The organism is Lysobacter sp. CA196 (genome assembly GCF_052078695.1).
Taxonomy (GTDB): domain Bacteria; phylum Pseudomonadota; class Gammaproteobacteria; order Xanthomonadales; family Xanthomonadaceae; genus Lysobacter.
The window spans coordinates 115,905-140,640 of the sequence record NZ_JBQJIN010000002.1 but is presented as its reverse complement, the minus strand read 5'-3'; the positions used below and the strand labels follow the sequence as shown (position 1 = coordinate 140,640).

The 24,736-nt window shown below is 69.0% G+C and carries 22 protein-coding genes, 1 other RNA gene, 1 pseudogene and 1 riboswitch; of the genes and pseudogenes, 6 read left to right on the top strand and 18 right to left on the bottom strand.

The features are described 5' to 3' along the window. From murC to mraZ, 10 genes and pseudogenes are all read right to left on the bottom strand, one after another. Complete coding sequence (gene murC / locus ACTOWK_RS03330) at window positions 1–1,446, bottom strand: UDP-N-acetylmuramate--L-alanine ligase (protein WP_441328774.1); 1,446 nt, start codon at window positions 1,444–1,446, stop codon at window positions 1–3. 178 nt (window positions 1,447–1,624) lie between these two features. Continuing rightward, entirely contained in the window at window positions 1,625–2,713 is a 1,089-nt protein-coding gene (gene murG / locus ACTOWK_RS03325) for an undecaprenyldiphospho-muramoylpentapeptide beta-N-acetylglucosaminyltransferase (protein ID WP_441328773.1), read from the bottom strand. Further along, entirely contained in the window at window positions 2,710–4,023 is a 1,314-nt protein-coding gene (gene ftsW / locus ACTOWK_RS03320) for a putative lipid II flippase FtsW (protein ID WP_441328772.1), read from the bottom strand. The genes murG and ftsW overlap by 4 nt, the downstream gene beginning before the upstream one ends. Then, window positions 4,023–5,111, bottom strand: a complete 1,089-nt coding sequence (gene mraY / locus ACTOWK_RS03315) for a phospho-N-acetylmuramoyl-pentapeptide-transferase (protein ID WP_057916935.1) — start codon at window positions 5,109–5,111, stop codon at window positions 4,023–4,025. Before mraY ends, ftsW begins: the two co-directional genes overlap by 1 nt. After that, window positions 5,101–6,492 carry a UDP-N-acetylmuramoyl-tripeptide--D-alanyl-D-alanine ligase gene (locus tag ACTOWK_RS03310; RefSeq protein WP_441328771.1) on the bottom strand — a complete coding sequence of 464 codons (1,392 nt, stop codon included), beginning with the start codon at window positions 6,490–6,492 and terminating at the stop codon, window positions 5,101–5,103. The genes mraY and ACTOWK_RS03310 overlap by 11 nt, the downstream gene beginning before the upstream one ends. Further along, the gene (locus tag ACTOWK_RS03305; RefSeq protein ID WP_441328770.1) at window positions 6,489–8,012 is read right to left on the bottom strand and encodes a UDP-N-acetylmuramoyl-L-alanyl-D-glutamate--2,6-diaminopimelate ligase; all 1,524 of its coding nucleotides are present in this window, start codon (window positions 8,010–8,012) and stop codon (window positions 6,489–6,491) included. Before ACTOWK_RS03305 ends, ACTOWK_RS03310 begins: the two co-directional genes overlap by 4 nt. Beyond that, window positions 8,009–9,991, bottom strand: a complete 1,983-nt coding sequence (locus tag ACTOWK_RS03300; RefSeq protein WP_441328769.1) for a peptidoglycan D,D-transpeptidase FtsI family protein — start codon at window positions 9,989–9,991, stop codon at window positions 8,009–8,011. Before ACTOWK_RS03300 ends, ACTOWK_RS03305 begins: the two co-directional genes overlap by 4 nt. Next, complete coding sequence (ftsL, locus tag ACTOWK_RS03295; protein ID WP_031371593.1) at window positions 9,988–10,251, bottom strand: cell division protein FtsL; 264 nt, start codon at window positions 10,249–10,251, stop codon at window positions 9,988–9,990. Before ftsL ends, ACTOWK_RS03300 begins: the two co-directional genes overlap by 4 nt. A gap of 227 nt (window positions 10,252–10,478) precedes the next feature. Beyond that, window positions 10,479–11,465, bottom strand: a pseudogene (rsmH, locus tag ACTOWK_RS03290) (16S rRNA (cytosine(1402)-N(4))-methyltransferase RsmH); the annotation flags it as partial. Further along, complete coding sequence (mraZ, locus tag ACTOWK_RS03285) at window positions 11,462–11,908, bottom strand: division/cell wall cluster transcriptional repressor MraZ (protein WP_441328768.1); 447 nt, start codon at window positions 11,906–11,908, stop codon at window positions 11,462–11,464. The gene mraZ and the pseudogene rsmH, both read right to left, overlap by 4 nt. Before the next feature lie 476 nt (window positions 11,909–12,384). On the opposite strand from mraZ, the gene ACTOWK_RS03280 reads away from it, so the two are divergent. Beyond that, the gene (locus tag ACTOWK_RS03280) at window positions 12,385–12,969 is read left to right on the top strand and encodes an ester cyclase (protein WP_441328767.1); all 585 of its coding nucleotides are present in this window, start codon (window positions 12,385–12,387) and stop codon (window positions 12,967–12,969) included. Between the two features lie 712 nt (window positions 12,970–13,681). Here ACTOWK_RS03280 and rnpB read toward each other — a convergent pair. Next, an RNA gene (gene rnpB, locus ACTOWK_RS03275) (RNase P RNA component class A) lies at window positions 13,682–14,041 on the bottom strand. Between the two features lie 93 nt (window positions 14,042–14,134). On the opposite strand from rnpB, the gene ACTOWK_RS03270 reads away from it, so the two are divergent. Next, the gene (locus ACTOWK_RS03270) at window positions 14,135–14,476 is read left to right on the top strand and encodes a hypothetical protein (protein WP_441328766.1); all 342 of its coding nucleotides are present in this window, start codon (window positions 14,135–14,137) and stop codon (window positions 14,474–14,476) included. Between the two features lie 8 nt (window positions 14,477–14,484). Here the strand turns inward: ACTOWK_RS03270 and rsmI are convergent, their stop codons facing one another. Further along, window positions 14,485–15,312: a 16S rRNA (cytidine(1402)-2'-O)-methyltransferase gene (gene rsmI / locus ACTOWK_RS03265; protein ID WP_441328765.1), complete on the bottom strand. Its 828-nt coding sequence runs from the start codon at window positions 15,310–15,312 to the stop codon at window positions 14,485–14,487. Between the two features lie 111 nt (window positions 15,313–15,423). Between rsmI and ACTOWK_RS03260 the strand changes: the two genes are divergently transcribed. From ACTOWK_RS03260 to ACTOWK_RS03245, 4 genes are read left to right on the top strand one after another with little or no spacing between them, the layout of a single operon-like run. Continuing rightward, window positions 15,424–16,779, top strand: coding sequence for a penicillin-binding protein activator (locus ACTOWK_RS03260; protein WP_441328764.1), 1,356 nt, complete (start codon window positions 15,424–15,426; stop codon window positions 16,777–16,779). Next, window positions 16,763–17,176, top strand: a complete 414-nt coding sequence (locus tag ACTOWK_RS03255; RefSeq protein ID WP_441328763.1) for a YraN family protein — start codon at window positions 16,763–16,765, stop codon at window positions 17,174–17,176. Before ACTOWK_RS03260 ends, ACTOWK_RS03255 begins: the two co-directional genes overlap by 17 nt. A 12-nt stretch (window positions 17,177–17,188) precedes the next feature. Continuing rightward, complete coding sequence (locus ACTOWK_RS03250; RefSeq protein WP_441328762.1) at window positions 17,189–17,731, top strand: metal-dependent hydrolase; 543 nt, start codon at window positions 17,189–17,191, stop codon at window positions 17,729–17,731. Further along, window positions 17,728–19,113: an FAD-binding oxidoreductase gene (locus tag ACTOWK_RS03245; protein ID WP_441328761.1), complete on the top strand. Its 1,386-nt coding sequence runs from the start codon at window positions 17,728–17,730 to the stop codon at window positions 19,111–19,113. The genes ACTOWK_RS03250 and ACTOWK_RS03245 overlap by 4 nt, the downstream gene beginning before the upstream one ends. Window positions 19,114–19,188: 75 nt before the next feature. Here ACTOWK_RS03245 and thiL read toward each other — a convergent pair whose 3' ends face one another. The 6 genes from thiL to ACTOWK_RS03215 all read right to left on the bottom strand — a co-directional run bounded on the left by thiL (window position 19,189) and on the right by ACTOWK_RS03215 (window position 24,630). Further along, window positions 19,189–20,211, bottom strand: a complete 1,023-nt coding sequence (gene thiL / locus ACTOWK_RS03240; RefSeq protein ID WP_441328760.1) for a thiamine-phosphate kinase — start codon at window positions 20,209–20,211, stop codon at window positions 19,189–19,191. 88 nt (window positions 20,212–20,299) lie between these two features. Continuing rightward, complete coding sequence (nusB, locus tag ACTOWK_RS03235) at window positions 20,300–20,764, bottom strand: transcription antitermination factor NusB (protein ID WP_441328759.1); 465 nt, start codon at window positions 20,762–20,764, stop codon at window positions 20,300–20,302. A gap of 58 nt (window positions 20,765–20,822) precedes the next feature. Beyond that, window positions 20,823–21,290, bottom strand: coding sequence for a 6,7-dimethyl-8-ribityllumazine synthase (gene ribH, locus ACTOWK_RS03230; RefSeq protein WP_441328758.1), 468 nt, complete (start codon window positions 21,288–21,290; stop codon window positions 20,823–20,825). A 133-nt stretch (window positions 21,291–21,423) separates the two neighbouring features. Further along, on the bottom strand, window positions 21,424–22,587 hold the full coding sequence (gene ribB / locus ACTOWK_RS03225) for a 3,4-dihydroxy-2-butanone-4-phosphate synthase (RefSeq protein WP_441328757.1): 1,164 nt from the start codon (window positions 22,585–22,587) through the stop codon (window positions 21,424–21,426). After that, window positions 22,584–23,240 (bottom strand): riboflavin synthase, encoded by a 657-nt coding sequence (locus ACTOWK_RS03220; RefSeq protein ID WP_441328756.1) that lies wholly within the window; start codon window positions 23,238–23,240, stop codon window positions 22,584–22,586. The genes ribB and ACTOWK_RS03220 overlap by 4 nt, the downstream gene beginning before the upstream one ends. Before the next feature lie 168 nt (window positions 23,241–23,408). Beyond that, a riboswitch (FMN riboswitch) is annotated at window positions 23,409–23,590 on the bottom strand. Window positions 23,591–23,853: 263 nt separating this feature from the next. After that, window positions 23,854–24,630 (bottom strand): class I SAM-dependent methyltransferase, encoded by a 777-nt coding sequence (locus tag ACTOWK_RS03215; protein WP_441328755.1) that lies wholly within the window; start codon window positions 24,628–24,630, stop codon window positions 23,854–23,856. Window positions 24,631–24,736: the final 106 nt, after the last annotated feature.

Sequence of the window (24,736 nt, the reverse complement as noted above, 5' to 3'; positions counted from 1 at the left end):
TCACTTCGATTCTCCCTGGAAACCATGGCTGGCGAGCTGCTGCGCGGCGGCGCCGATGTCGCCGGCGCCCATCAGCAACAACAGGTCGCCGTCGTTGAGCACGTCGGGCAGCACGCCGGCGAGATCGCCGGCACCGCTGACCACGACCGGATCGATGCGGCCGCGCGCGCGGATCGCGCGCGCCAGCGACTTGGCGTCGGCGCCGGCGATCGGCGCTTCGCCGGCCGGATAGACCTCGGTCAGCACCAGCGCGTCGACCGAGGACAGCACCGCGGCGAAGTCGTCGAACAGATCGCGGGTACGGCTGTAGCGGTGCGGCTGGAACGCCACCACCAGGCGTTTGTCGGGCCAGCCGCCGCGCGCCGCGGCGAACACCGCCTCGAGCTCTTTCGGGTGATGGCCGTAGTCGTCGACCAGTTGCACCACGGCGCCCTTGTCGGTGCGCAGTTCGGCGAGCAGGTTGAAGCGGCGGCCGATGCCTTCGAATTTCTCCAGCGCGCGCGCGATCGCGTCGGGCTGCACGCCGAGCTGCCAGGCCACCGAGGCCGCAGCCAGCGAGTTGAGCACGTTGTGACGGCCCGGCAACGCCAGGGTCACCGCGGTGCGCGAGGCGTCCGGCAGGCACAGGGTGAAATACATCGCGCCGCCGCGCTGGCTGACGTCCTCGGCGCGCACGTCGGCGGTCTCGTCGAAGCCATAGGTCATGACGTGGCGCGGCGTCTCGGCGGCGAGCCGGGCGACGTTGGCGTCGTCGATGCACAGCACGGCCAGGCCGTAGAACGGCAGGCGGTGCAGGAATTCCTCGAACGCGGCCTGGACCTTGGCGAAATCGCCGCCGTAATTTTCCAGGTGATCGGCATCGATGTTGGTGACGATGGCGATCTGCGGGTTCAGGCGCAGGAAGCTGCCGTCGCTCTCATCGGCTTCGGCGACCAGCCACTGGCCGCCGCCGAGGCCGGCATTGGCGCCGGCGGCGAGCAGCTTGCCGCCGATCACGAAGGTCGGGTCGATGCCGCCTTCGGCCAGCACGCTGGCGGTCAGCGAGGTGGTGGTGGTCTTGCCGTGGGTGCCGGCCACGGCGATGCCGCGGCGGAAGCGCATCAGCTCGGCCAGCATCTCGGCGCGCGGCACCACCGGAATGCGCTGGGCGCGCGCTTCCATCAGCTCGGGGTTGTCGCGCTTGATCGCGCTCGACACCACCACGCAATCGGTGCCCAGCACGTTGGCCGCGGCGTGGCCGCGATGGACGCTGACGCCCATCGCCTCGAGCCGGCGGGTCACCGCGTTGTCGGCCATGTCCGAACCGGACACCTGATAGCCGAGCGTGCACATGACTTCCGCTATCCCGCTCATGCCGGTGCCGCCGATGCCGACGAAATGCACGCGCGGAAAGGCCTTGGCCAGATCGCCGGTATGTTGCAGGCGGCGGCGAAGTGCGGTGCTCATGCTGCGTTCCTCGACGGGACTCGGGACTCGGGATTCGGGACTCGCGAAAACGCGCGTTCGTCGCCGAACTGCTGCAAACCTGCTGCTGCCACTACCACTCCTCTTACGAATACATCCGAAGGAACCCGGCTCTTGGCCGCGTCCCCAGTCCCGAGTCCCGAATCCCGTAGCGAAGAAGTCATCGCCCCGCCTCCAGCACCACATCGGCGACGCGTTCGGCCGCGTCGGGTTTGGCCAGGGCGCGTGCGGCGCTGGCCATCTGCAGCAGCACGCCGCGCTCGGCCAGGATCTCGATAGTCGCCGACAGGCGTTCGGCGAGGTCGCCGGCCTGCGGCAGCAACTGCGCCGCGCCGCGATCGACCAGGAAACGCGCGTTCTTGGTCTGGTGGTCGTCGACCGCCTGCGGAAACGGCACCAGCACGCTGCCGACACCGGCCGCGCACAGTTCGGCCAGGGTCAAGGCGCCGGCGCGGCAAACCACCAGGTCGGCCCAGGCGTAGGCGGCGGCCATGTCGGCGATGAAAGGTTCGACCGAAGCGACCACGCCGGCTGCGGCATAAGCGCGCTCGGCCTCCTCGCGCAGCTTCTCGCCGCACTGGTGCCGCACCTGGCAAGGCACGCGGCCGCGCAGGCCGGCGATCGCCGCCGGCACGCCGGTGTTGAGCGCGCGCGCGCCCTGGCTGCCGCCGAGCACGAGCAGACGCAACGGGCCGCTGCGTTCGGCGAAACGTTGCGCCGGCATCTCGATCGCCGCGATTTCCGCGCGCACCGGATTGCCGACCACTTCTTCGTGCCCGCCCGGGAAGGTGTCCGGAAAACCGGTCAGCACGCGGCGCGCGAAACGCGACAGCACGCGGTTGGTCATGCCCGGGGCGCGATTTTGTTCGTGCACGATCAGCGGCACGCCGGCCAGGCGTGCGGCCAGGCCGCCGGGGCCGGCCGCATAGCCGCCGAAACTCACCACCGCGCGCGGTTCGCGCTGGCGCAGCACGCGCTGCGCCGCACGCACCGACGACAGCAAGCGGAACGGTGCGCGCAGCAACGTGGCCAGGCCCTTGCCGCGCACAGCGCTGATCGCGATGGTGTCGATGGCGACGTCGTGCTGCGGCACCAGGCGCGTTTCCATGCCGCCGTCGGCACCCAGCCAACAGACCGGGACGCCGCGGCCGCGCAAGGCCTTGGCCACGGCGAGACCCGGGAAGATATGCCCACCGGTGCCGCCGGCGAGAATCATCACCGGACGTTCGTTCGCGCGAAGTTCGCTCATGCGGACCTCCCGAGCGAAGGCTCCACGCGCTGGCGCAGGCGGCTGGTGCCGCGCGCGTTGTCGTGGTTGCGCGCATTGGCCGAGGGCGCGGGACCGGCGTTCGACGGCGTCGCCGCCGGCGCTACCGCACCCTGCCCGGCTTCGCCGCGCAGACGCGCGACCTGGCGCTGGGCGCGATCGAGTTCGTAGGACACGCGCAGCAGCACGCCGAGCGCGGCGCAGCTCATCAGCACGCTGGAGCCGCCGTAGGAAATCATCGGCAGGGTCAGGCCCTTGGTCGGCAGCAAACCCAGATTCACGCCGATCGAGACGAAGCTCTGCAGCCCCATCCACAGGGCGATGCCGAAGGCCACGTAGCCGGAGAAGTGGCGGCGCATCTCCACGCACTTCAGGCCGATCCACAGCGCGCGCCCGGCCAGCAACACGTACAGGCCGACCACGGTGCAGACGCCGGCGAAACCGAATTCTTCGCCGATCACCGCCATGATGAAGTCGGTGTGCGCTTCGGGCAGGTAGGACAGCTTCTGCACCGACGCGCCAAGGCCGACCCCGGTCCACTCGCCGCGGCCGACCGCCATCAGGGCGTTGGTCAGCTGATAGCCGGTGCCGAACGGGTCGACCCAGGGGTTCAGGAACGAGGTCAGGCGGGTGACGCGGTAGGGCTCGGCGATGGCGATGATCGCCAACACCGGCAGGCCGATCAGCACCGGGCCGAACATGCGCGGCATGTTGACGCCGCCGAGCACCAGCATGCCGGCGGTGATCGCCAGCAGCAGCGAGGACGAACCGAAGTCGGGCTGCATCAATAACAAGGCGACCAGCACCACGGCCACGCCGATCGGCTTGAGCATCGCGCCCCAGGTGGCCGAGATGTCTTCGCTGAAGCGCTTGAGGTAACTCGCCAGCCAGACGATATAGAGCAGCTTGACCGCCTCGACCGCCTGGAAGCTGGCCGGGCCGAGGTTGATCCAGCGCTTGGCGCCGTTGACCTGCTTGCCGATCACCGGCACGAACACCAGCAGCAGCAACACCACGCAGACCAGCAGCAGCCACTGGTTGTGCTGCTCGATGGTCTTGAGTTCGGTGCGCATCAGCCAGAAGCCCAGGCCCAGGCCGATCGACAGGAAGATCAGGTGGCGGGTCAGGAAGTAGAACGGATCGACGGCATGGGTCGCGGCGACGCCGAGCGAGGCCGAGCCGACCATGATCACGCCCGCGCAGGCCAGCGCCGCGGACACGGCGAGCAACCACGGGTCGTAGCGCCCGTGGATGGCGTCGAGTCGCGTTGCCTGGCGTGCGGAATTTTCCATCAACGGACCTTGAGGGTGGCCAGACCGACCAGCACCAGCACCACCGAGATGATCCAGAAGCGCACGATCACGCGCGGCTCGGGCCAGCCCTTGAGTTCGAAGTGGTGATGGATCGGCGCCATGCGGAACACGCGCTTGCCGGTGAGCTTGAACGAGGCGACCTGGATCATCACCGACAGGGTCTCGATGACGAACACGCCGCCCATGATCACCAGCACCAGTTCCTGGCGGACGATCACCGCGATGGTGCCGAGCACCGCGCCGAGCGCGAGCGCGCCGATGTCGCCCATGAACACCATCGCCGGATAGGTGTTGAACCACAGGAAGCCGAGCCCGGCGCCGGCGATCGCCGCGCAGATGATCACCAGCTCGCCGGCCCCGGGCACCTGCGGGATCTGCAGGTACTTGGAGAACTCGGCGTGGCCGGAGGCATAGGCGAACACGCCCAGCGCGCAGGCGACCAGCACCGTCGGCATGATCGCCAGACCGTCGAGGCCGTCGGTCAGGTTGACCGCGTTGGAGAAGCCGACGATCCAGAAATAGGCGACCACGATCAGCCCGGCGCCGAGCGGAATCGCGATGGCCTTGATCAGCGGCACGTAGAAAGTCGTGCTGGCCGCGGTCGCCGGATCGGCGGTGAAGTACAGGAAGGCGCCCGCGGCCAGGCCGAAGATCGACTGCAGCAGATACTTCCAGCGCGACTTAAGGCCGTTGGGATCGCGGTGGACGATCTTGATCCAGTCGTCGTACCAGCCGATCGCGCCGAACGCCAGCATCACCGCCAGCACCAGCCAGACATAACGGTTGCGCAGGTCGCCCCACAGCAGCACCGAGGCCAGCACCGTGACCAGGATCAGCGCGCCGCCCATGGTCGGCGTGCCGGCCTTGGAGAAATGCGTCTGCGGGCCGTCCTGGCGGATCGGCTGGCCGCCCTTGTACTGGGCGAGCTTGCGGATCACCGCCGGGCCCCACCACAACGACAGCGCCAGCGCGGTCAGCGCGCTGAGGATGCCGCGGAAGGTGAGATAGCCGAACAAGCCGAACAGGCTCTGCAGTTGTTCGAGCCAGCGAGTCAATTCAAGCAACATGCGTCGTCCCCTTCCCCTGTTCGGGTTTCTGCGCGGACAGCAACGCCGTCACGATCCGATCCATCGCACTGCTGTGCGACCCCTTGACCAACACCCGTACGCCGTCGCGCAGGTCGGCGGCCAGCGCCTGCGCGAGCGCGGCGTGGCTCGCGTGGACGCTGGCGCCCTCGCCGAAGGCCCGGGCCGCTTCGCTGCTGAGCGCGCCGAGCGCGTACAGGCGGCGGATGCCGGAGGCCTTGGCGCGGCGGCCGATGTCGGCGTGCATGGCGATTTCGTCCTGGCCGATCTCGCGCATGTCGCCGAGCACCAGCCAGTTCTCGCCACCGATCTCGGCCAGCGCGTCGATCGCCGCCGCGGTCGAGCCGGGGTTGGCGTTGTAGCTGTCGTCGATCAATACCGCGCCGTTGTCGAGACGGTGGGTGATCAGGCGTCCTTCGACCGGCTGCGCGGCGTTGAGGCCGTCGACGACCGCGTCGAATCCAGCGCCGGCCGCCAGGGCCAGCGAGGCCGCGGCGAGCGCGTTGCGCACGTTATGGCGACCCACCAAATTGAGAGCGATGTCCGCCTGGCCCTGCGGCGTCGCCAACACGAACGTCGAGCCGTCCGTGCCGACGCGAATATCCCGAGCCGTCACCTCGGCGCTCGCGTCCAGGCCGAAACGGATCGTCCGGCGCCCGGCCGCACGCTCGCCGAAATACGGAGCGAAGGCGTCGTCGGCATTGATCACCGCCACGCCGTCGGACGGCAGCGCGTCGTAGATCGCCGCTTTGGTGTCGGCGATGCCGAGCAGGCTGCCCATGCGCTCCAGATGCGCCGGGGCGACGTTGTTGACCAGGGCCACCTGCGGGCGCGCCACGCGCACCAGGTAGGCGATGTCGCCGGGTTTGCCGGCGCCCATCTCGTAGATCGAGAACTGCGCGTCCTCCGGTGCGTCGAGCACCGCCAGCGGCAAGCCGATCTCGTTGTTGCGGTTGCCCGGCGTCGCATAGGTGCGGCCGGCGCGGTCGAGGATCGCCGCGGTCAGGGCCTTGACGCTGGTCTTGCCGTTGCTGCCGGTGATGGCGACGACGGTGTTGCCGCTGCGCTGCGCCTGCACGGCGGCAGCGAGGTCGGCAAGCGCGCGTTCGCTGTCGGCGACCACGACCTGCGCGACCGGGGCATCGATCTCGTGCGCGACCAGGGCGCCGACGACCGCGGTGCCGGCGAGCTTGGCGACATGGTCGTGGCCGTCGAAGCGCTCGCCCTTGAGCGCGACGAACAGCGCCGCGCCGCGCTCGGGCAGCGCGCGGGTGTCGGTGACGACCCGTTCGATGGCCGCATCGGCGCCGTGCAGGCGGCCGCCGGTCATGCGCGCGATCTCGGACAGCAGCAGGCTCTTCATGGTCGCTCCTGCCCATCCTGGGCCCGCGCCACTTGCACATCCATGTGCGGCGCGCGAGCCTCCAGCGCCGCACGGGCTACGTCGGTGTCGTCGAAGGCATGACGCACGCCATGGATCTCCTGATAAGGCTCGTGCCCCTTGCCGGCGATCAGCACGATGTCGTCGGGATCGGCCTGGGCGATGGCGTGGTCGATCGCCGCGCGACGGTCGCGCAGGACCAGCGCACGCTGCGGATCGCGCAAGCCGGCCATGATGTCGGCGACGATGACGTCGCCGTCTTCGCCGCGCGGATTGTCGTCGGTGACGATGACCAGGTCGGCGCCGTACTCGGCGATCGCCGCCATCTGCGGGCGCTTGCCGCGATCGCGCTCGCCGCCGCAGCCGAACACGCAGATCAGGCGCGCGCCGGCATGCGAGCGCAGCGAGGCCAGCGCCTGTTCCAGCGCGTCGGGCGTATGCGCGTAATCGACCACCACCAAGGGCGCGACGCCGTCGCCGCCGAGACGGTTCATGCGGCCGTGGATGGGCTGCAACTGCGACAGGGTCTCGGCGATCTGCGCCGGCTCGTCGCCGAGCGCATACAAGGTGCCGGCCACGGCCAACAGGTTGTCGACATTGAACCGACCCAGCAGCGGCGACACCACCGCATGGGTCTGGCCGTCGACCACCAGGTCGAAGCCGATGCCGCGGTTGTCGAAGTTCAAGGTCTCGGCGCGGACCACGGCGTTGTCGCGATCGCGCGAGCTCAAGCCCACCGCGCGTACCGACTTGGGCAGCTTGGCTATCAGTTCGCGGCCGAACTCGTCGTCGAGGTTGATCGCCGCAGCCTTGAGGCCGGGCCAGGCGAACAGACGCGCCTTGGCCGCGCCGTAGGTCGCCATGTCGCCGTGATAGTCGAGATGGTCGCGGGTCAAGTTGGTGAACACGCCGACGTCGAAATGCACGCCGGCGACGCGGCCCTGGTCGAGCGCGTGCGAGCTGACTTCCATCACGATCGCGCTGGCGCCGGCCTCGTGCATGTCGGCCAGCAGCTCGTGCAGTTGCAGCACCAGGGGCGTGGTGAAGCCGGTCGGGACGATTTCGCCGTACAGGCCGGCGCCGAGCGTGCCGACGCTACCGCAGCGGATGCCGCGCAAGGCCCAGGCCTGCGCGATCAGCTGCACGGTCGAGGTCTTGCCGTTGGTACCGGTCACGCCGACCACGGTCATCGCCTCGGTGGCGCGGCCGTGGAAGCGGTCGCCCATCTCGCCCAGGCGCGCACGCAGGCCGGGGACGGCGATCGCATCGGCCGGGGCCGGCAGGTCGTCGGGCGCGGGCGGCTCGAACAGGATCGCGCTGGCGCCGGCGGCGCGCGCCTGCTCGACGAAGCCCAGACCATGCGCGCCGAAACCGGCGATCGCCACGAAGGCATTGCCGGGACGCACCGCGCGGCTGTCCATCACCAGGCCGGTGATACGCAGATCGCCGGGGATGCCGGCGATGTCGGGCAACAGTTCGGCCAGGGGCATCAGGCGGCTCATCGCGCCCCTCCCTGGACCAATGCGCTCGCCGCGATCGGTGGCGGCGAAGCGACGGTGTGCGTCGCCACCGGAACCACCGGGCCGCTCGGCTTGCCGCCGTTCTGCTTCTGACGCTTGGCTTCGGCCGCGGCCTGCACCGCCAGCCAGGTCTCGATATCGTCGGGCGCCACGTCCATCAGGCGCAGCGCGCCGTCCATGACGTTGCGGAACACCGGGCCGGACACCGAACCGCCGTAATACCCCTTCTTGGTCGGATCGGGTTCGCTGACCACCACCACCATCGAGAAGCGCGGCTTCTCCACCGGCACCACGCCGGCGAACAAGGACACGTACTTGCGCGAATAACCGCCGGTGGCGCTGAACTTGCGGGTGGTGCCGGTCTTGCCGGCGACGTGATAGCCGAGGATCGCCGCCTGCTTGGCGGTGCCGCCCGGCTCGGTCACGGTCTGCATCATGCGCATGATCTCGCCGGCCACCGCCGGCTCCAGCACCTGGCGCGCTTCGTTGCGCTGACCCTTGACGAAGGTCGGCTGGATCAGCCGGCCGCCGTTGGCCATCGCCGCATAAGCCATGGCGATCTGCACCGGCGTCGCCGACAGGCCGTAGCCGTAGGACATGGTCGCCTTGGTGGTGCCGCTCCAGCGCGACGGCGGCGCAAGCAGGCCCGAGGACTCGCCCGGGAAGCCGCTGTTGGGCTTCTGCCCGTAACCGAAGCCGCGAATGAAGTTGTAGTAGTAGTCGTTCGGCAACGGCAGCGCGAGCTTGGCCGCACCGACGTTGGAGCTCTTGGTGATCACGCCGGTGACGGTCAGCACGCCGTTGTTGTGGGTGTCGGTGATGCGATAGCGGCCATTGGGCATCCAGCCCGGCGTGGTGTTGACCAGGGTCGTGGGCTTGACCGCGCCGGCGTTGAGCGCGGCGGCGACGGTGATCGGCTTCATCGTCGAACCCGGCTCGACCACGTCGGTGACCGCGCGGTTGCGGTGGGTATCGCGGTTGCCGGCGCTGAGCAGGTTCGGGTTGTAGGTCGGCAGGTTCGCCATCGCCAGCACTTCGCCGGTCTCGATGTCGAGCACCACGGCCGACGCGCTGCTAGCGCCGGTATCGACCAGCGCACGGCGCAGCTCGCGGTAGGTCAGGTATTGGATGCGGCGGTCGAGGGTCAGGGTCAGGTCCTTGCCCGGCTCGGCCGACTGCACCAGGTCGACGTTCTCGACGATGCGGCCGGCGCCGTCGCGGATCACCCGCTTGGTGCCGGGCTTGCCGCGCAGCTCGTGGTCGAACGCCAACTCCAGGCCTTCCTGGCCGCGGTCGTCGATGTTGGTGAAGCCCAGCACGTGCGCCATCGCCTCGCCCTGCGGGTAGAAGCGGCGGAACTCGCGCTGCGAGAACACGCCCGGCACCTTGTGGGCCAGGATCTTGCGCGCCTCGTCCGGATTGATCCGGCGCTTGAGGTACATGAATTCCTTGCCGGCGCGCTGGGCCAGCTTGCGGGTCAGCTCGTCGCGCGACACGCCCAGCGCCTTGGCCAGTTCCGGCAGACGCTCGGGGTTCTTGGCCAGTTCCTTGGGGTTGCCCCAGATCGACTCGACCGGGGTCGACACCGCCAGCGGCTCGCCGTTGCGGTCGGTGATCATGCCGCGCGAGGTCGGGATAGGGATTTCGCGCAGCGAACGCGCATCGCCCTGCTGGCGATAGAAATCGTTGCTGATGACTTGCAGGTCCAGCGCGCGCCCGACCAGGGCGATCGCGCACAGGCCGAGCGAGCCGCCGACCAGGATCAGGCGGTTGCGCAGGTTGAACTGGGCCACGCGACCGCGCGGCTTGTTGCCGCGCGAGCCGCGGTCTTCGCGGGCACGCGCGAAGCGCTCGCCGATGCCTTCGACCAGACGGTCGAAACCGCCGCCGCGGCCGCGGTCGCCGAGCACGCGATCGAGCGGCCCGCTGCGGGTGGGGCGCTGCGGCTTGCGACCGTTCATGGCCGGATCACCACGGTTTCGGCGCCTTCCGGGAATTTCATCCCGATGCGCTCGCGCGCGACCTGGTCGATGCGGTTGCTCTCCGCCCAGGTCGCCTGTTCCAGCTGCAGGCGGCCGAACTCGATGTTGAGTTCATCGCGCTCGCGCTGGAGCTTGTTGAGTTGCACGAACAACTGGCGGTGCTCGTGGCGCGCGAACACCACCAACAGGGCCGAGACCACGTTGGCGACGATCAGCAGGGCGAGCAGCAGGCGCATCATATGGTCGGGACTCGGGTTTCGGGACTCGGGACTCGGCCAGGAGCCGGGACTCGGAACTCGGGACTCGGGACTCGGTAAGGCGCTTGGACCTCTAACTGATGAAGGTGCTTCGGCTTCGGGGGCACGGGGGCCGTCCTCGCGTGAGCGAATCCGGAGCCTTGAGTCCCGACATCCGGCTTTTGGGTGAGTCCCGAGTCCCGAAACCCGAGTCCCGGCTCCTGGCCGAGTCCCGGCTCCTGGCCGAGTCCCGAGTCCCGAGTCCCGAGTCCCGGCAGCTTCTCGGCCACCCGCAACACCGCGCTGCGCGCGCGCGGGTTGCTCGAGGTTTCTTCGTCGAAGGCCTTCTGCGCACCGCCGATCGCCAGCAGGGTCGGGGTGAACGCCAGCTCGATCGGCATGCGCCGGTTGGCCGGCGGTGCCTTGGAATGGCGGGCGATGAACTGCTTGACGATGCGGTCTTCGAGCGAGTGGAAGCTGATCACCGCCAGACGGCCGCCGGGCTTGAGGCGGGCCATCGCGGCATCCAGGCCGGCTTCGAGATCGGCCAGCTCGCGGTTGATGAAGATGCGGATCGCCTGGAAGCTGCGGGTCGCCGGGTGGATCTTGTTGTCGCCGCGCGGCATCACCGAGGCGATCAGGTCGGCCAGCTGGGCGGTACGCAGCAAGGGCTGCTCGCTGCGGCGGGCGACGATGGTACGGGCGATCTTGCGGCTCTGGCGCTCTTCGCCATAGGTCCACAGCACGTCGGCGATCTCTTTCTCCGACGCCGAGGCAAGCCACTGCGCCGCGCTCTGGCCACTGTCCGGGTCCATGCGCATGTCGAGCGGGCCGTCCTTGCCGAAGCTGAAGCCGCGCTCGGCGACGTCGAGCTGCGGCGAGGACACGCCCAGGTCGAACAACACGCCATCGAGGCCGGCCGCGGTTTCGTCCCAGTGGGCCAGGTCGGCGAAGCTGCCGCGATAGATCGACACGCGCGCATCGCCACCGAACTCGCGTTCGGCCACGGCGATCGCTTCCGGGTCCTTGTCCATCACCAGCAGCCGGCCTCCGGCTTCCAATAGCTCGAGCACGCCACGGGCATGCCCGCCGCGTCCGAACGTGCCGTCGAGATAGGCACCGTTCCCGAGCACCCGCAGGCCATCCAGCACCTGCCGGTACATCACGGGAAGGTGGCCGGATCGCGCGTGCGTGCGTTCCATGCCACCGCCCGTCATAGCTGCAGGTCGAGCAGTTCGTCGCTCAGATCGTCGTCGGTGATCGTCTGACGGATCTGCGCGTGATGCGCCTGCTCGCTCCATAACTCGAATTTGTCGCCCATGCCCAGCAAGACGGCTTTCTTCTCGATGCCGACCGCGGCGCGATGGCTGCCCGGCAGGGTGATACGGCCGTTGCCGTCGAGTTCGACGAAGGCGGCCGCGCCGACCAACTTGAGCTGCATGTTGCGATTGACCTTTTTGGCCTTGGGCAGCTTGTTGACCTGGTCGCGGACGCGTTCCCAGATCGACAGCGGATACAGATAGAGAGAGCCCGACTCGAACGGGTTGTAGGTGACGACCAGGCGGTTGTCGCATTCACGCGCGACGACGTCGCGGTAGGCGGTAGGTACCGCCAGCCGTCCCTTGTCATCGATCGTGATGGCGGTTTCGCCCTGGAACATTGCGCACCTTTGCGGTTCCCGTCTCTACCGGACGGGTCACCTCGTTCATTCGCCCGGTTGGACGGCTGGCCTCGAAAACCCACAAAAACCCAGGTTTTCCCTCGGATGTCCACATTAGCAGGGTGCACAAGGTTGTCAACAACTTTCCGGGGCAAATTTCACCAAGCACATCAATGGCTTGCGGCGAACTTCAGAGTCTTATTCAAGACTTATCCACTAACCTTTGTTTCGTCTCACATTTTGAGACTCAGCACGTCACAAAGTGACCCTCGCGCGATGGCCGTCACAGTTGTTAAAGTCCTGTTGCGCAGCAGCAAACCGTGCCGATCGGCGCAGAAGGTCGGACTTGCGCGCATGATCGGCAGCAACTATCGGAACATCCGCAAGCGAATGGATGGCCAATGACTGCCGCGTTCCGACACCTGGTTAACGCCGCTCGGCCTAGGGTCGGCGTTTACCCCGAGCCGAGCCCGACCGTGCCCCAGCGCCCCACCCTCCGCACCGGCCTGGCGCTCGCCGCCCTGGCCGCTGCGCTCCTGGCCGGCTGCGCCCGCGACGAACCGGCCAAGCCGGTGCTGACCGCTGCCGCCGCCGACACTGACCTGCTCAAGCGGCTGCAGACCCAGCAGGCCCAGGAAGAGCAACACCTGGCCACCTTCGACGAACTCGACTTCGTCCACTACAGCGGCCAGCAATGGCAGGACTTCCACAAGAGCCACGCCGAGAACATCGTCGTCCACTACCCCGACGGCCACACCACCACCGGCCTGGCCGCGCATATCGCCGAGCTCAAGCCACAGTTCGTGTTCGCCCCGGACACCCGGATCAAGGTCCACCCGATCAAAGTCGCCCAGGGCGACCGCACCGCGGTGATCGGCGTAATGGAAGGCAGCTTCACCCGGCCCATGCCGACCGCCGACGGCAAGACCATCGCCCCGACCAACAAGCCCTTCAAACTCGAGATGGCGACCATCGGCCGCTGGGAAAACGGCGTCATGGTCGAAGAGTGGCTGTTCTGGGACAACCAGACCTTCATGAAACAGATCGGATTGGCGCAGTAACGGCCAACGACGCGAAGCGCGCTGGGCCCTGACTCTCGTATTGAGTCGCTGAGCGAAGGCAAGCCGCGACAGCACTGACGCCTGCCCTCACCCCAACCCTCTCCCGCACGCGGGAGAGGGAGATAAGCCGCACAGCCCACCCAATCAAATGCCCGATGTCGAGAGTCCCTTTTAGTAAAGGGGGCGCCCCAACGGGGCGGGGATTTGGAAGCGCATAGCGGGGCCCGAAGTTTGCACAGCAAACTTTGGGGTTCGTAGGGCGTAGCCCGCAGAACGCCTGCCCTCACCCCAACCCTCTCCCGCACGCGGGAGAGGGAGACAAGCCGCAGCGGTCGTTGCAACCTCGCGACGTAACCATAATAAAGCGAAGCAAGCAGCCCACCCAATCAAATGCCTGATGTCGAGAGCCCCTTTTAGTAAAGGGGGCGCCCCAACGGGGCGGGGATTTGGATGCACATAGCGGGGCCCGAAGTTTGCACAGCAAACTTTGGAGTTCGTAGGGCGTAGCCCGCAGAACGCCGTCCCTCACCCCAACCCTCTCCCGCCAGCGGGAGAGGGAGCCAAGCGAAGCAACAACACCTGTCGTCCCCTCGGTATCGAGAGCCCCCTTTAGTAAAGGGGGCGCCCCAACGGGGCGGGGATTTGGAGATGCAGAGCGGGGCCCAAAATTTGCCCTGCAAATTTTAGGGTTTTCCAGGCGCAGCCTGGAAAAGCGCGAAGCCGGCCGATAAGCCGGGTTCTGTCGTGGACAGTCATTCCTCTAGGCGCAACGTCGCCGTTACGCTCAAGCAACCTACCCGGAGACATCGCGGGCCGCGACATAGTCTCCCTATTTGGTTTTGCTCCCGGTGGGGTTTGCCGTGCCGGTCTGTTGCCAGACTCGCGGTGCGCTCTTACCGCACCGTTTCACCCTTACCACGCACCCTTGCGGGCCGTTCGGCGGTCTACTCTCTGTTGCACTTTCCGTCGGCTTGCGCCGCCCAGGCGTTACCTGGCACCGTGCCCTGTGGAGCCCGGACTTTCCTCGGCACCGGATCTTGCGATCCGATGACGCGACTGCCTGGCCGACTCCGCGCCGGTATTGTCGCACGCGCCGCGCCAAACCGCCGCCGCGCGGTTAAATTAACGAAAACGACCCCATCCACGGCAAGGATCGGCCGAGCTCATGCAAAACGACTCCCCCGAAGATCATTACCCGCTGTATCCATTGGGCATGCTGCGCCGACATGGGCTGGTCGGCGCCCAGGACCTGGCCGAGCGTCTGCCCTCATGGAGCGAAAGCGAGCTGCGCGACGCCTTCTGGCCCGCCTATCGCGCGATCCGCACAACCGACATCGAACTGGAGCAATGCTTCGGCATCGACGGCGGCGAACGGGTCATGCAGCTCAACGGCCAGCCGATCTTCGTCTCGGAAGACATCTGGAACTTCCAGGTACGGGCCGGCGCCGACCTGATGGACGCACTGGTCGCCGCGCTCGAAGGTCAGCGCGCGGCCTCCCGGGGCTGATCGGCGCCCTAATCGCCGCTGCCGTACAAGGCCTTGCGCGGCGCGCCACTGAGTTCCGCCGCCAGCTTCGCCGCGGTCGACGGCGGCAGGTGCTCTTTCAGCTTGGCGTACAGGCGCAGGCCTTCGACGATCTTGGCGTCGGCATCGTCGCCGGCGCCCTCGACGATCACCACGAACTCGCCCTTGCGCTGGTTCGGGTCGGCCTTGACCCGCGCGGCGAGGTCGCCGAGCGAGCCGTCCAGCACGGTCTCGAACAACTTGGTCAGCTCGCGCGCCAGCACCGCCGCGCGCTCGAAGCCGAACACGTTGACCATGTCGTCGAGGGTTTCCTCGATCCGGTGCGAAGACTCGTAGAACAACAAGGTCTGCGGTTCGGCGGCGAGCCGGGTCAGGCGTTCGCGCCGGGCCGCACCCTTGGCCGGCAGGAAACCTTCGAAACTGAACCGATCCGAGGCCAGGCCGGCGACGCTGAGCGCGGCGATCGCGGCGCAGGCGCCGGGCACCGGCGAGACGCGGATGCCGGCGGCGCGCGCCGCGCGCACCAGGCGAAAGCCCGGATCGCTGACCAGCGGGGTGCCCGCATCGGACACCAGGGCCAGCGAGTCGCCGGCCTGCAGGCGCGCTACCAACTGCGCCGCCTGCTGCTCCTCGTTGTGCTGATGCAGCGCCAATAACGGCCGTTCCAGGCCGAAATGCGCCAACAACTGGCGGGTGTGGCGCGTGTCCTCGGCGCAGATCGCCGCGACCGTGCGCAAGGTATCGAGCGCGCGCGGCGACAGGTCGCCGAGGTTGCCGATCGGGGTTGCCACAATATGAAGGGTGCCGGAGGTCTGCATCGTACGGTTACGGTAAGGGCGGGTAGAATCCTAACCGGTCCCACAGGAACGCCGCTGGACGGCGGATGCAAGCCGATGAATCAAAAGAAAAACCGGCCCGCGACGACATGGATGTTCAGCCTTTTGGCCGCAACCGCCCTGCTCGGCGGCTGCGCCACGGTCGAAACCCGTCCGGTCGCCGCGATCAATGCGGCCAATCCGCTGGTCGCCCAGGCGGCTCACCTCGCCCGCAATAACGCCAGCCTCAGCGGCGCGGCGCGGACCGAGAACGAACAACAGATCGAACGCCTGCTGTCGCAGTTGGACAACGCCGCCCTGGCGCGCGAAGCCGATGCCGTGCCGGTCGGCGATCCGCTCTACAACTACCTCGGCCGCCAGCTGATGCAGCGCGGCCTGCCCTTGCCGCGCCCGTTCGACCAGACCTCGAACTGGAGCTTCAGCGGCGCCGGCCAGCGTCCGCCGGCCGAGAGCGACGGTTATCGTCCGCCGGTCAAGCTCGCGGTGCTGCTGCCGCTGACCGGTGCGCTCGCGACCGCTTCGGCGCCGGTGCGCGACGGCCTGCTCGCCGGCTACTACGGCGAAAGCCGTCGTCGCCCCGAGATCGTCTTCTACGACACCTCCGGCACCGCCGGCGGCACCCTCGCCGCCTACGACAAGGCCGCCGCCGCGGGCAACGACTTCGTGATCGGCCCGCTCGGCCGCGACGAAGTCAGCGCCCTGTTCGGCAAGACCGCGCTGCCGGTGCCGGTGCTCGCGCTCAATCGCGGCAACGTCGCTCCGCCCAGCGGCAACGTCAGCTTCTCGCTGACGCCCGAGGACGAAGGCATCGCCGCGGCCGACTACCTGCTCGAGCGCAAGGTCGCGCGCGTGCTCGCCATCGGCGGCGGCGACGAAGGCCAGCGCCGCGCGATCGCCGCGCTCAAGGAGCGCCTGGCCGCACGCGGCGCCCAGGTCACCGACACCGTCGGCGAAGGCACCGCCGACCTGGCGCCGTTCGTGGCCAAGGAAGGCGGCGTCGACGCCGTGTTCCTGGCGACCAAGGGCAGCGCCGCACGCACCCTGATTCCGAAGCTCGCCCTGGTCGGCCTGGCCGACAAGCCGCGGGTGGCGACCTCGCAGCTGCTGTCGGGTACCGGCAAGCCGGAGCAAGACCGCGTTCTCGATGGCATCGCCTTCCCGTCCGAATCCTGGACCAGCGGCGGCGTGCGCGGCTTGCCGCCGGCGGTGGGCGCCGCGGCGACCCTGCCGACCGCGCGCGGTCCCGGCGCGCGCCTGTTCGCCTTCGGTTACGACGCCTGGTTGCTGTCGGCCTACCTCGAACGCCTCGCCACCCGCTCGGACGCGTTCGTCTCCGGCGCCACCGGCGTGCTGCGCATCGACGGCTTCGGCAGCGTGCTGCGCACGCCGGCCTGGTCGACCTTCAGCAGTGGCGTCGCGGTGCCGCTGGCGGATGCCTCGCGCCGCTGATCCCAGCCCAGTGCCGACGCCGCCGGCGTCGGACCGGCGCGCGCGCGGCGCCGCGGTCGAAGCCGCCGCACGCGCGCACCTGCTCGCCGCCGGCCTGCGCGAGGTCGCGGCGAACGCCAACTACCGCTTCGGCGAACTCGACCTGGTGATGCTCGACGCCGCCGTGTTGGTGTTCGTCGAAGTGCGTTACCGCCGCGACGACCGCTACGGCGGCGGCGCGGCCTCGGTCGACGCACGCAAGCGCCGCAAGCTGGTGCTGGCGGCGCAAAGTTTCCTCGCCGCCCATCCCCGCCTCGCCGACAGCGCCTGCCGCTTCGACGTGGTCGAGGCCGACGGCGACCCCGCCGCGCCGCGCCTGAACTGGTTGCGCGACGCCTTCCGCGCCGACGATCTCTGAGACGACCGCACGATGCCGACCGTGATGACCCATGCCGTGGTTCCCCTTGCCCTGGGTTGGGCCTTGGGCTCGCGGGTGATCGACCGCCGCCTGCTGATCGCCGGTGCGCTCGCGGCGGTGTTGCCGGACGCCGACGTGGTCGCGTTCAAGCTCGGCATCGCCTATGCCGACGACTTCGGCCATCGCGGCGCCAGTCATTCGTTCGCCTTCGCGATGTTGATCGCCGCACTTGGCGCGCTGGCCTCGCGCTGGCTGCGCACGCCGCCTTGGACCGCGGCCGTCTCGCTGTTCGTCTGCACCGCGTCGCATCCCTTGTTGGATGCGCTCACCGACGGCGGCCTCGGCGTCGCCCTGTATTGGCCGTGGTCGGACCAGCGCATCTTCGCGCCGTGGCGTCCGATCGAGGTCTCGCCGATCGGCGCGCGTTTCTTCAGCGCGCGCGGCCTGCAAGTGCTGTGGTCGGAGGCGCGCTGGATCGCCCTGCCCGCGCTCGCGCTCGGCCTGCTGGGCGCGACCATGCGGCAGTGGCTGCCGCGTTCGGAACCCGCGCAATGACCGCCCTGCCCGACGAGTTGCAACGCGAGTTGTCGGGCTTGCTCGGCGAAGCCTGGTTGACCGACCCCGGCGAACGCCTCGCCTACGCCTACGACAACTCGCGCCGCCACGCGATGCCCGATGCGGTGGCGCTGCCGCGCACGCGCGAACAGGTGCTCGCCCTGGTGCGCGCCTGTCGCCGCCACCGCGTGCCGGTGATCGCGCGCGGCCGCGGCACCAACACCACCGGCGCCTCGGTACCGGTCGCCGGCGGCGTGGTGGTCTCGTTCGAACGCATGAACCGCATTCTCGAGATCCGCCCGGGCGACCGCTGCGCGATCGTCGAACCCGGCGTGCTCAACGGCGATCTACAAGCCGCGCTGAAAGCGCACGGCCTGTTCTGGCCGCCGGACCCGACCAGCGCCGCCTTCAGCACGGTCGGCGGCAACCTGGCCTGCAATGCCGGCGGGCCGCGCGCAGTGAAGTACGGCGCCAGCCGCGACAACGTACTCGCGGTGACCGCGGTGACCGGCGCCGGCGAGTTGATCGTCTGCGGCACCGCGACCACCAAGGGTTCCACCGGTTACGACCTGCATCGCTTGCTGGTCGGCAGCGAAGGCACCCTGGCCTTGATCGTCGAGGCGAGCCTGCGCCTGACTCCGGCCGCGCCGGCGCGTGCGGCCTTGCGCGCGATCTATCGCGATGTCTCGGCGGCGGCGCAAGCGGTGGCGCGGCTGATGGCGCAGCCGGTCACGCCGTCGATGCTCGAATTCATGGACGCGCGTGCGGTGCAACTGGCCCGCGACGTCGGCGGCGCCGACCTGCCGGCGGATGCAGGCGCCTTGCTGATGATCGAGGCCGACGGCGATGCGCAGACCCTGCCGCATTCGATCGCGGCCTTGAAACGCGCGGCGCAAGGCGACGGCCTGATCTCGCTCGACGACGCCAGCGACGAAGCCGCGCGCGAAAAACTCTGGGCCGCGCGCAAGGCACTGTCGCCGTCGCTGCGCACGCTGGCGCCGGGCAAGATCAACGAAGACGTGGTGGTGCCGGTGTCGCGCATCCCCGAGCTGGTCGACGGCGTGCAGGCGCTGGCGCGCGAGTTCGACCTGCCGATCGTGTGCTTCGGCCATGCCGGCAACGGCAATCTGCATGTCAACCTGCTCTACGACCCGGCCGACCATGCGCAGAACGAACGCGCCCACGCGGCGATGTCGCGGGTGTTCGCCCTGGCCCTGGCGCTCGGCGGCACCTTGTCCGGCGAACACGGCATCGGCCTGGCCAAACGCGAGTTCATGCCGCAGGCCATCGACGCGGCCACCCTGGCGCTGATGCGTCAGCTGAAGACTGTGTTCGACCCCGACGGCATCCTCAACCCGGGCAAGCTGCTGCCGGACGCCTGAGTCTCGCGAGGATCGGTGTTCGCTCGCGGCTGCACCGCGCGCCGATCAACCGATCAGCCGATCAGGAATCGTCGCTCAAGAATCGAAATGCTGATAACCGCGACGACTCGGCTGCCAGGCCGAACCGTCCGGAGCTCGCACGCGCAGACCCGACTCGGCTTCGATTACACCGATGACCTGCGCCGGTGTGTTCGCCTCGGCCAACCCCTGCACGATTGCGGCGCGTTGCGCCGGTGCCGCGGTGAAGCACAGCTCGTAGTCGTCGCCGCCGCCGAGCTGCAGGCCCCAACGCGCGGGTCCCTCGCAAGCGGCGGCGAGCGCGGGCGAGGTCGGCAGCGCGCCGGCGTCGATGCGCGCGCCGAGTCCCGACGCCGCGCAAACGTGGCCCAGGTCGGCCAGCAGGCCATCGGAAATATCGATGCCGGCATGGGCGAGACCGCGCAAGACACGGCCGGCGCTCACTCGCGGCGTCGGCCGCCGCAGGCGCTCGTGCAAGCGCTCGTTGTCGGTGGCCGGGTCGCCGACGCAATGGCGCACCGCGGCGTCGCGGTACGGCGCGATGCCGGCCAGGGCCAGCGCCGCGGCGGCATCGCCGAGCGTGCCGGTGACCCAGACCTCGTCGCCAGCCTGCGCGCCATCGCGGCGCAGCGCCGCGCCCGGCGCGACGAAACCGAGCACGGTCACGCACACCGACAAAGGACCACGAGTGGTGTCGCCGCCGACCAAGGCGATGCGATGCTCGGCGGCGAGCGCGATGAAACCGTCGAGAAAGCCGTCGACGAACGTCTCTGTCGCGACGCCGGCCTCGGCCGGCAGGGACAGCGACAAGGTGCACCAGGCCGGGGTCGCGCCCATCGCGGCGAGGTCGGACAGATTCACCGCCAGCGATTTCCAGCCGATATCGGCCGGCGCGGCATCGTCGGCGAAATGCACGCCGCGGTTGAGGGTGTCGGTGGCGACGACCAGTTGTTGGCCGGCCGGCGGCTGCAACAAGGCGGCGTCGTCGCCGATGCCCAGCACCACATCGTCCCGCGGCGCCAGACCGGCGCCGATGCGGGCGCGAATGCGGGCGATCAGGTCGAACTCGGCTGCGCTCATCGCGGTCTCGTCGCTGTCCGCGCTCGGAACCGAGCGCTCGGCAATCCATCTCGCTCGGGCGTTGCCTGGCAACGCCCGGAAGATTCGCTCAGCGCTTCTTCGACGCGGCGAACTCGGTCGCGCGCCAGTCGGCGGCGGCATGGTCGAGCACGCCGTTGACGTAGGTGTGGCCGTGCTCGGCACCGAAGCGCTTGACCGTCTCGATGGCTTCGTTGATGACCACGCGATACGGCACGTCGAGGCGATGGCGCAGCTCGTAAGCGGCGATGCGCAGCGCGGCGCGTTCGATCGGGTCGACCTGTTCGACGTCGCGGTCGAGGAACGGCGCCAGGGCGACGTCCAACTCTTCCTGATGCTTGTCGACGCCGCGCACGAGGTCTTCGAAATAATCGAGGTCGGCGACTTCATGGGCCTGCTCGTGGGCGAACTGGCCGATCACATTGGTGACCGTGGCGCCCGACAACTGCCAGGCATACACGGCCTGCAGTGCGCGGCGGCGGGCGCGCGAACGCGCGACCGGGTCGATGCCATCTTTTCTGTTGTGCCTGCTCATGCTTCGACTCCGCGCGTCATTCGCAAAGGCATGCCGATTCCATCCTGACGACGGCGATTCATGGCAATTGCCCCAGCAGATGGCTCATTTCGAGGGCGGCCAGCGCCGCTTCCTCGCCCTTGTTGCCGTGATTGCCGCCGGCGCGGGCCTCGGCGTCCTCGTGACGTTCGACCGCCAACACGCCGTTGGCGATCGGCAGGCCGTAGTCGAGCGAAACGCGCATCAGGCCGTCGGAGCAACCGTCGGCGACTTGTTCGTAATGGCGGGTATCGCCGCGCACGACGCAGCCGAGCACGACCACGGCCGCATGCTGGCCGGCCACGGCCAGGCGCGCGGCGACTACCGGCAGTTCCCAAGCGCCGGGGACGCGGACCACGTCGATGGCGTCCTCGGTGACGCCGTGCTCGGCGAAGGTCTTGCGGGCGCCGGCGACCAGGGTGTCGGTGATGCGCGGGTTCCAGCGGCTGGCGATGATGGCGTAGCGCGCGCCCTCGGGGCTGCGCAGGTCGCCTTCGTAATGGGGCATGAGGGGGAATCGGCTGGACGAAAGGGGTAGTTTAACGGCTGGGGACCGCCGGTGCCGGGCGCCGGGACGCTTCCGTCCGCGGCGCCGGCCTGGCGAACCGGCCGCGATGAGCCGCCGCCGGCCTCGCCGGGGCTCAACCGAGCTTGGCGATGTCGACGTACTCGACGACTTCCAGGCCGAAGCCGGCCAGGCCGATCTGCCGGCGCGGGGTGCCGAGCACGCGCAGCTTGCCCAGGCCGAGGTCGGCCAGGATCTGCCCGCCGGCGCCATTGCGGCGCCACTCGGCCAGCGCATGACCGCGGGTCGGTACCGGCGCAACGGTGTGCGCGGCCTCGTCTCCCGAAGCCGCATCGTGCGCAGCCTCGCTCGGCGCGGCCTCGCGCACGCGCGCCAGCAGGCTGTCGGCGTCGGCGTGATCGGCCAGCACCACCAGCGCGCCGCTGCCTTCGCGGGCGATCGCCGCCAGCACGTCGCCGACCGCCGGACCGAAGTCCGACCGGCGCCAATGCAGGACATCGGCGAGCGGGTTCTGGATATGCACACGGACCAAGGTCGGCACGCTCGCATCGGGCTCGCCGCGCTGCAGGGCGAAGTGCAAGGCATGGGTCAGGCGGTCGCGATAGCTCAGCAGGCGGAACGGCCCGTGCTCGGTCTCGATGGTGCGCGCATCGACGCGCTCGACCGTGTGCTCGGTGGCGAGGCGATAACGGATCAGTTCCTCGATCGAACCGATCTTGAGCCCGTGCTCGGCGGCGAAGGCTTCCAGTTGCGGGCGCCGCGCCATGCTGCCGTCGGCATTGAGCACCTCGACCAGTACGCCGGCCGGTTCCAGGCCCGCAAGCAAAGCCAGATCGCTCGCCGCTTCGGTGTGGCCGGCGCGGCTGAGCACACCGCCGGGCTGCGACATCAGCGGGAAGATGTGGCCGGGCTGGGCCAGGTCGGAGGGCTTGGCGTCGGGTCGCACCGCGGTGCGCACGGTGTGGGCGCGGTCGTAGGCCGAGATGCCGGTGGTCACGCCCTCGGCGGCTTCGATGCTGACGGTGAAGTTGGTGTGGTGCGAGGACGTGTTGTCGCGCACCATCGGCCCCAGGCCGAGTTGCAGGCAACGCTCGCGCATCAGCGACAGACAGACCAGGCCGCGCGCATGCGTGACCATGAAGTTGATGTCGGCCGGGCGCACCAGTTCGGCGGCCATGATCAGGTCGCCTTCGTTCTCGCGGTCTTCGTCGTCGACGATCACGACCATGCGGCCGGCGCGGATTTCCTCGAGCAATTCGGGGACGGTCGCGAAATTCATGCAGCGGCTCCGGCAGCGTGGGGGTCGGTTTGGTCAGAGCCCGCTTGATAAGAGCCGGTCCGACGGGCGCCGAGCAGGCGCTCGACGTAACGCGCGACCAGATCGATTTCCAGATTGACCGCATCGCCGACCGCGGTCTGCGCGAACGCGGTGTGCTCGACGGTGTGCGGGATCAACGCGACCTCGAAGCCTTCGTCGTCGACTTCGTTGACGGTCAGGCTGACGCCGTCGACGCAGATCGAACCCTTCTTGGCGATGTAACGCAGCAGCGCGGCCGGCGCGCGGAAACGCCAGCGCTGGGCGCGTGCGTCTTCGTGCACGCCGAGCACCGCGCCGACGCCGTCGATGTGGCCGCTGACCATGTGGCCGCCGAGCCGATCGGTCGGGCGCATCGCCCGCTCGAGGTTGACGATGGCGCCATGCTTGAGCGCGCCGAGGGTGGTCAGCGACAAGGTCTCGGTGGAGGCATCGGCCTCGAACGAGCTTTCGTCGAACGAAATCACGGTCAGGCAGACGCCGTTGACGGCGATGCTCTCGCCGAGCTTGGGCGCGCTGAAATCGAGGCTGCCGGTAGCGATGCGCAGGCGCACGTCGCCACCGAGGTCTTGGCTGGCGGCGAGCGAGCCGACGCCTTCGATGATGCCGGTGAACATCAGCGGATCTCCTGGCGGAGCGCCGCTGCGGTGTCGCGATGGAAGTGAGTCATGAAACGTTTCCCGCATGATGGTGAGCGAAAAACGCCTCAAGGCATGGGCCAGCGCACGACCCGCGGCGTCGCCGCGGGTTCGGTGTTCCCCGCTCTTGCGAGAGGAGTCGCGCATGGCCGTCTTCTTTCATCCGGACTGTGACCGTCGGCTCCGGCATCGGACCGGATCTGCTGACCCTGCAGGCCGGGTCCGGGACGTAACCACGCCTTCGGAACCGTGGCCTGCAGGCGCTCGCGGGCTCGCGCGTGACCGCGCCTACCGCCGGTGGGGAGTTTCGCCCCGCCCTGAAGACGTTACGTAATGAAGCGCCGGCGAACCGGCGGGCGCAGTTTAGCACCCGGGTCGCGCCGGGCCGGTCGTCCGCCGCGGTCGGCTGCGGATGCACTGTTCCGCCCATGGCGCTGCGCCCGGACACGACCCGGCTGGGTCTGGCCGGCACGGGCTTCAGGCATACTCGTAAGAAACGCTCGGATTTCCCGGCCCTGCCCGCGGCATCCGGCAGGCATCGCAGGCTCTAGCGGCCCGCCACGCCCACCCCAGCTCACTCCCGCGCCGGTGCTCAGCCCGGCTTGCGCCGCAGATGCAGGAACAGCGGCCATTGCAGGGTCCGCATGTCGCCCGATGCGCCCCAGGCCGCCGACAGCGCCGGCCCATGCCGCGCGACCGGGTCCTCGCCGGTCGCCGCGCGGCATCGCGCGGTCGCCGACATGCTGTTCAAGTAGCCGAGAAAGCGCCGCAGCCCCCACTCCGCTTCCAACCACAGCGCCGGTGCCGGCAAGGCCGGGAACGGCCAGTCGTAGCCGGCATAACGCTGCTCGATCTGGACCCGCTCCGGCGGCCAATGTTCTTCGATCTGCTCGCGGAAGTCCGCGACCGCGCCGACCATGCCCTCCGGCGCGAGGAAATCGCAGTAGCCCCAGGCCGCGAGCACGCCGCCGGGCGCCAATACGCGCTCGCACTCGGCGAAGAAGCGATCGCGCTCGAACCAGTGCAGCGCCTGCGCGACCGCGATCAGCTGCACGCTGGCGTCGGCCTGTTCGGTGCGCTCGGCCGGTTCGATCGCCAGGCTGACGTTGCCGCTGCCGCGCAGGGATGCATCGTGCGCCCAGTGTTGTTCGATCTGTTGCGCGCTCGGCTCGGTCGCGTGGACCTGGGCGAAGCGCGCGGCCAGACCGCGCGTGGCCTGGCCGCTGCCGCAACCGGCCTCCCACACCCGCGCAGTCGCCGGCACTTGCGCCGCGATCAGGTCGAACAAGGCCTCGGGATACTCGGGCCGCGCCGCCGCATAGCTGCCGGCGAGCGCGGAGAAATGATCCTTGAAGGCGTTTTGATTCATGGGAGGCGAGGAGTGAGGAGTGAGGAGTGAGAAACGAGCAGAGCCGAAACGCGGCGAGCTTTTCGCCCGGTCCCCGCTTCCGTCGTCGAGCTTGCATCACCCAAGG

Excerpts from the sequence above, each read along its gene's own strand:
- murC (WP_441328774.1), bottom strand. The coding sequence starts at position 1,446 with ATGAGCACCGCACTTCGCCGCCGCCTGCAACATACCGGCGATCTGGCC.
- murG (WP_441328773.1), bottom strand. The coding sequence starts at position 2,713 with ATGAGCGAACTTCGCGCGAACGAACGTCCGGTGATGATTCTCGCCGGC.
- ftsW (WP_441328772.1), bottom strand. The coding sequence starts at position 4,023 with ATGGAAAATTCCGCACGCCAGGCAACGCGACTCGACGCCATCCACGGG.
- mraY (WP_057916935.1), bottom strand. The coding sequence starts at position 5,111 with ATGTTGCTTGAATTGACTCGCTGGCTCGAACAACTGCAGAGCCTGTTC.
- ACTOWK_RS03310 (WP_441328771.1), bottom strand. The coding sequence starts at position 6,492 with ATGAAGAGCCTGCTGCTGTCCGAGATCGCGCGCATGACCGGCGGCCGC.
- ACTOWK_RS03305 (WP_441328770.1), bottom strand. The coding sequence starts at position 8,012 with ATGAGCCGCCTGATGCCCCTGGCCGAACTGTTGCCCGACATCGCCGGC.
- ACTOWK_RS03300 (WP_441328769.1), bottom strand. The coding sequence starts at position 9,991 with ATGAACGGTCGCAAGCCGCAGCGCCCCACCCGCAGCGGGCCGCTCGAT.
- ftsL (WP_031371593.1), bottom strand. The coding sequence starts at position 10,251 with ATGATGCGCCTGCTGCTCGCCCTGCTGATCGTCGCCAACGTGGTCTCG.
- mraZ (WP_441328768.1), bottom strand. The coding sequence starts at position 11,908 with ATGTTCCAGGGCGAAACCGCCATCACGATCGATGACAAGGGACGGCTG.
- ACTOWK_RS03270 (WP_441328766.1), top strand. The coding sequence starts at position 14,135 with ATGCAAAACGACTCCCCCGAAGATCATTACCCGCTGTATCCATTGGGC.
- rsmI (WP_441328765.1), bottom strand. The coding sequence starts at position 15,312 with ATGCAGACCTCCGGCACCCTTCATATTGTGGCAACCCCGATCGGCAAC.
- ACTOWK_RS03260 (WP_441328764.1), top strand. The coding sequence starts at position 15,424 with ATGTTCAGCCTTTTGGCCGCAACCGCCCTGCTCGGCGGCTGCGCCACG.
- ACTOWK_RS03255 (WP_441328763.1), top strand. The coding sequence starts at position 16,763 with ATGCCTCGCGCCGCTGATCCCAGCCCAGTGCCGACGCCGCCGGCGTCG.
- ACTOWK_RS03250 (WP_441328762.1), top strand. The coding sequence starts at position 17,189 with ATGCCGACCGTGATGACCCATGCCGTGGTTCCCCTTGCCCTGGGTTGG.
- ACTOWK_RS03245 (WP_441328761.1), top strand. The coding sequence starts at position 17,728 with ATGACCGCCCTGCCCGACGAGTTGCAACGCGAGTTGTCGGGCTTGCTC.
- thiL (WP_441328760.1), bottom strand. The coding sequence starts at position 20,211 with ATGAGCGCAGCCGAGTTCGACCTGATCGCCCGCATTCGCGCCCGCATC.
- nusB (WP_441328759.1), bottom strand. The coding sequence starts at position 20,764 with ATGAGCAGGCACAACAGAAAAGATGGCATCGACCCGGTCGCGCGTTCG.
- ribH (WP_441328758.1), bottom strand. The coding sequence starts at position 21,290 with ATGCCCCATTACGAAGGCGACCTGCGCAGCCCCGAGGGCGCGCGCTAC.
- ribB (WP_441328757.1), bottom strand. The coding sequence starts at position 22,587 with ATGAATTTCGCGACCGTCCCCGAATTGCTCGAGGAAATCCGCGCCGGC.
- ACTOWK_RS03220 (WP_441328756.1), bottom strand. The coding sequence starts at position 23,240 with ATGTTCACCGGCATCATCGAAGGCGTCGGCTCGCTCGCCGCCAGCCAA.
- ACTOWK_RS03215 (WP_441328755.1), bottom strand. The coding sequence starts at position 24,630 with ATGAATCAAAACGCCTTCAAGGATCATTTCTCCGCGCTCGCCGGCAGC.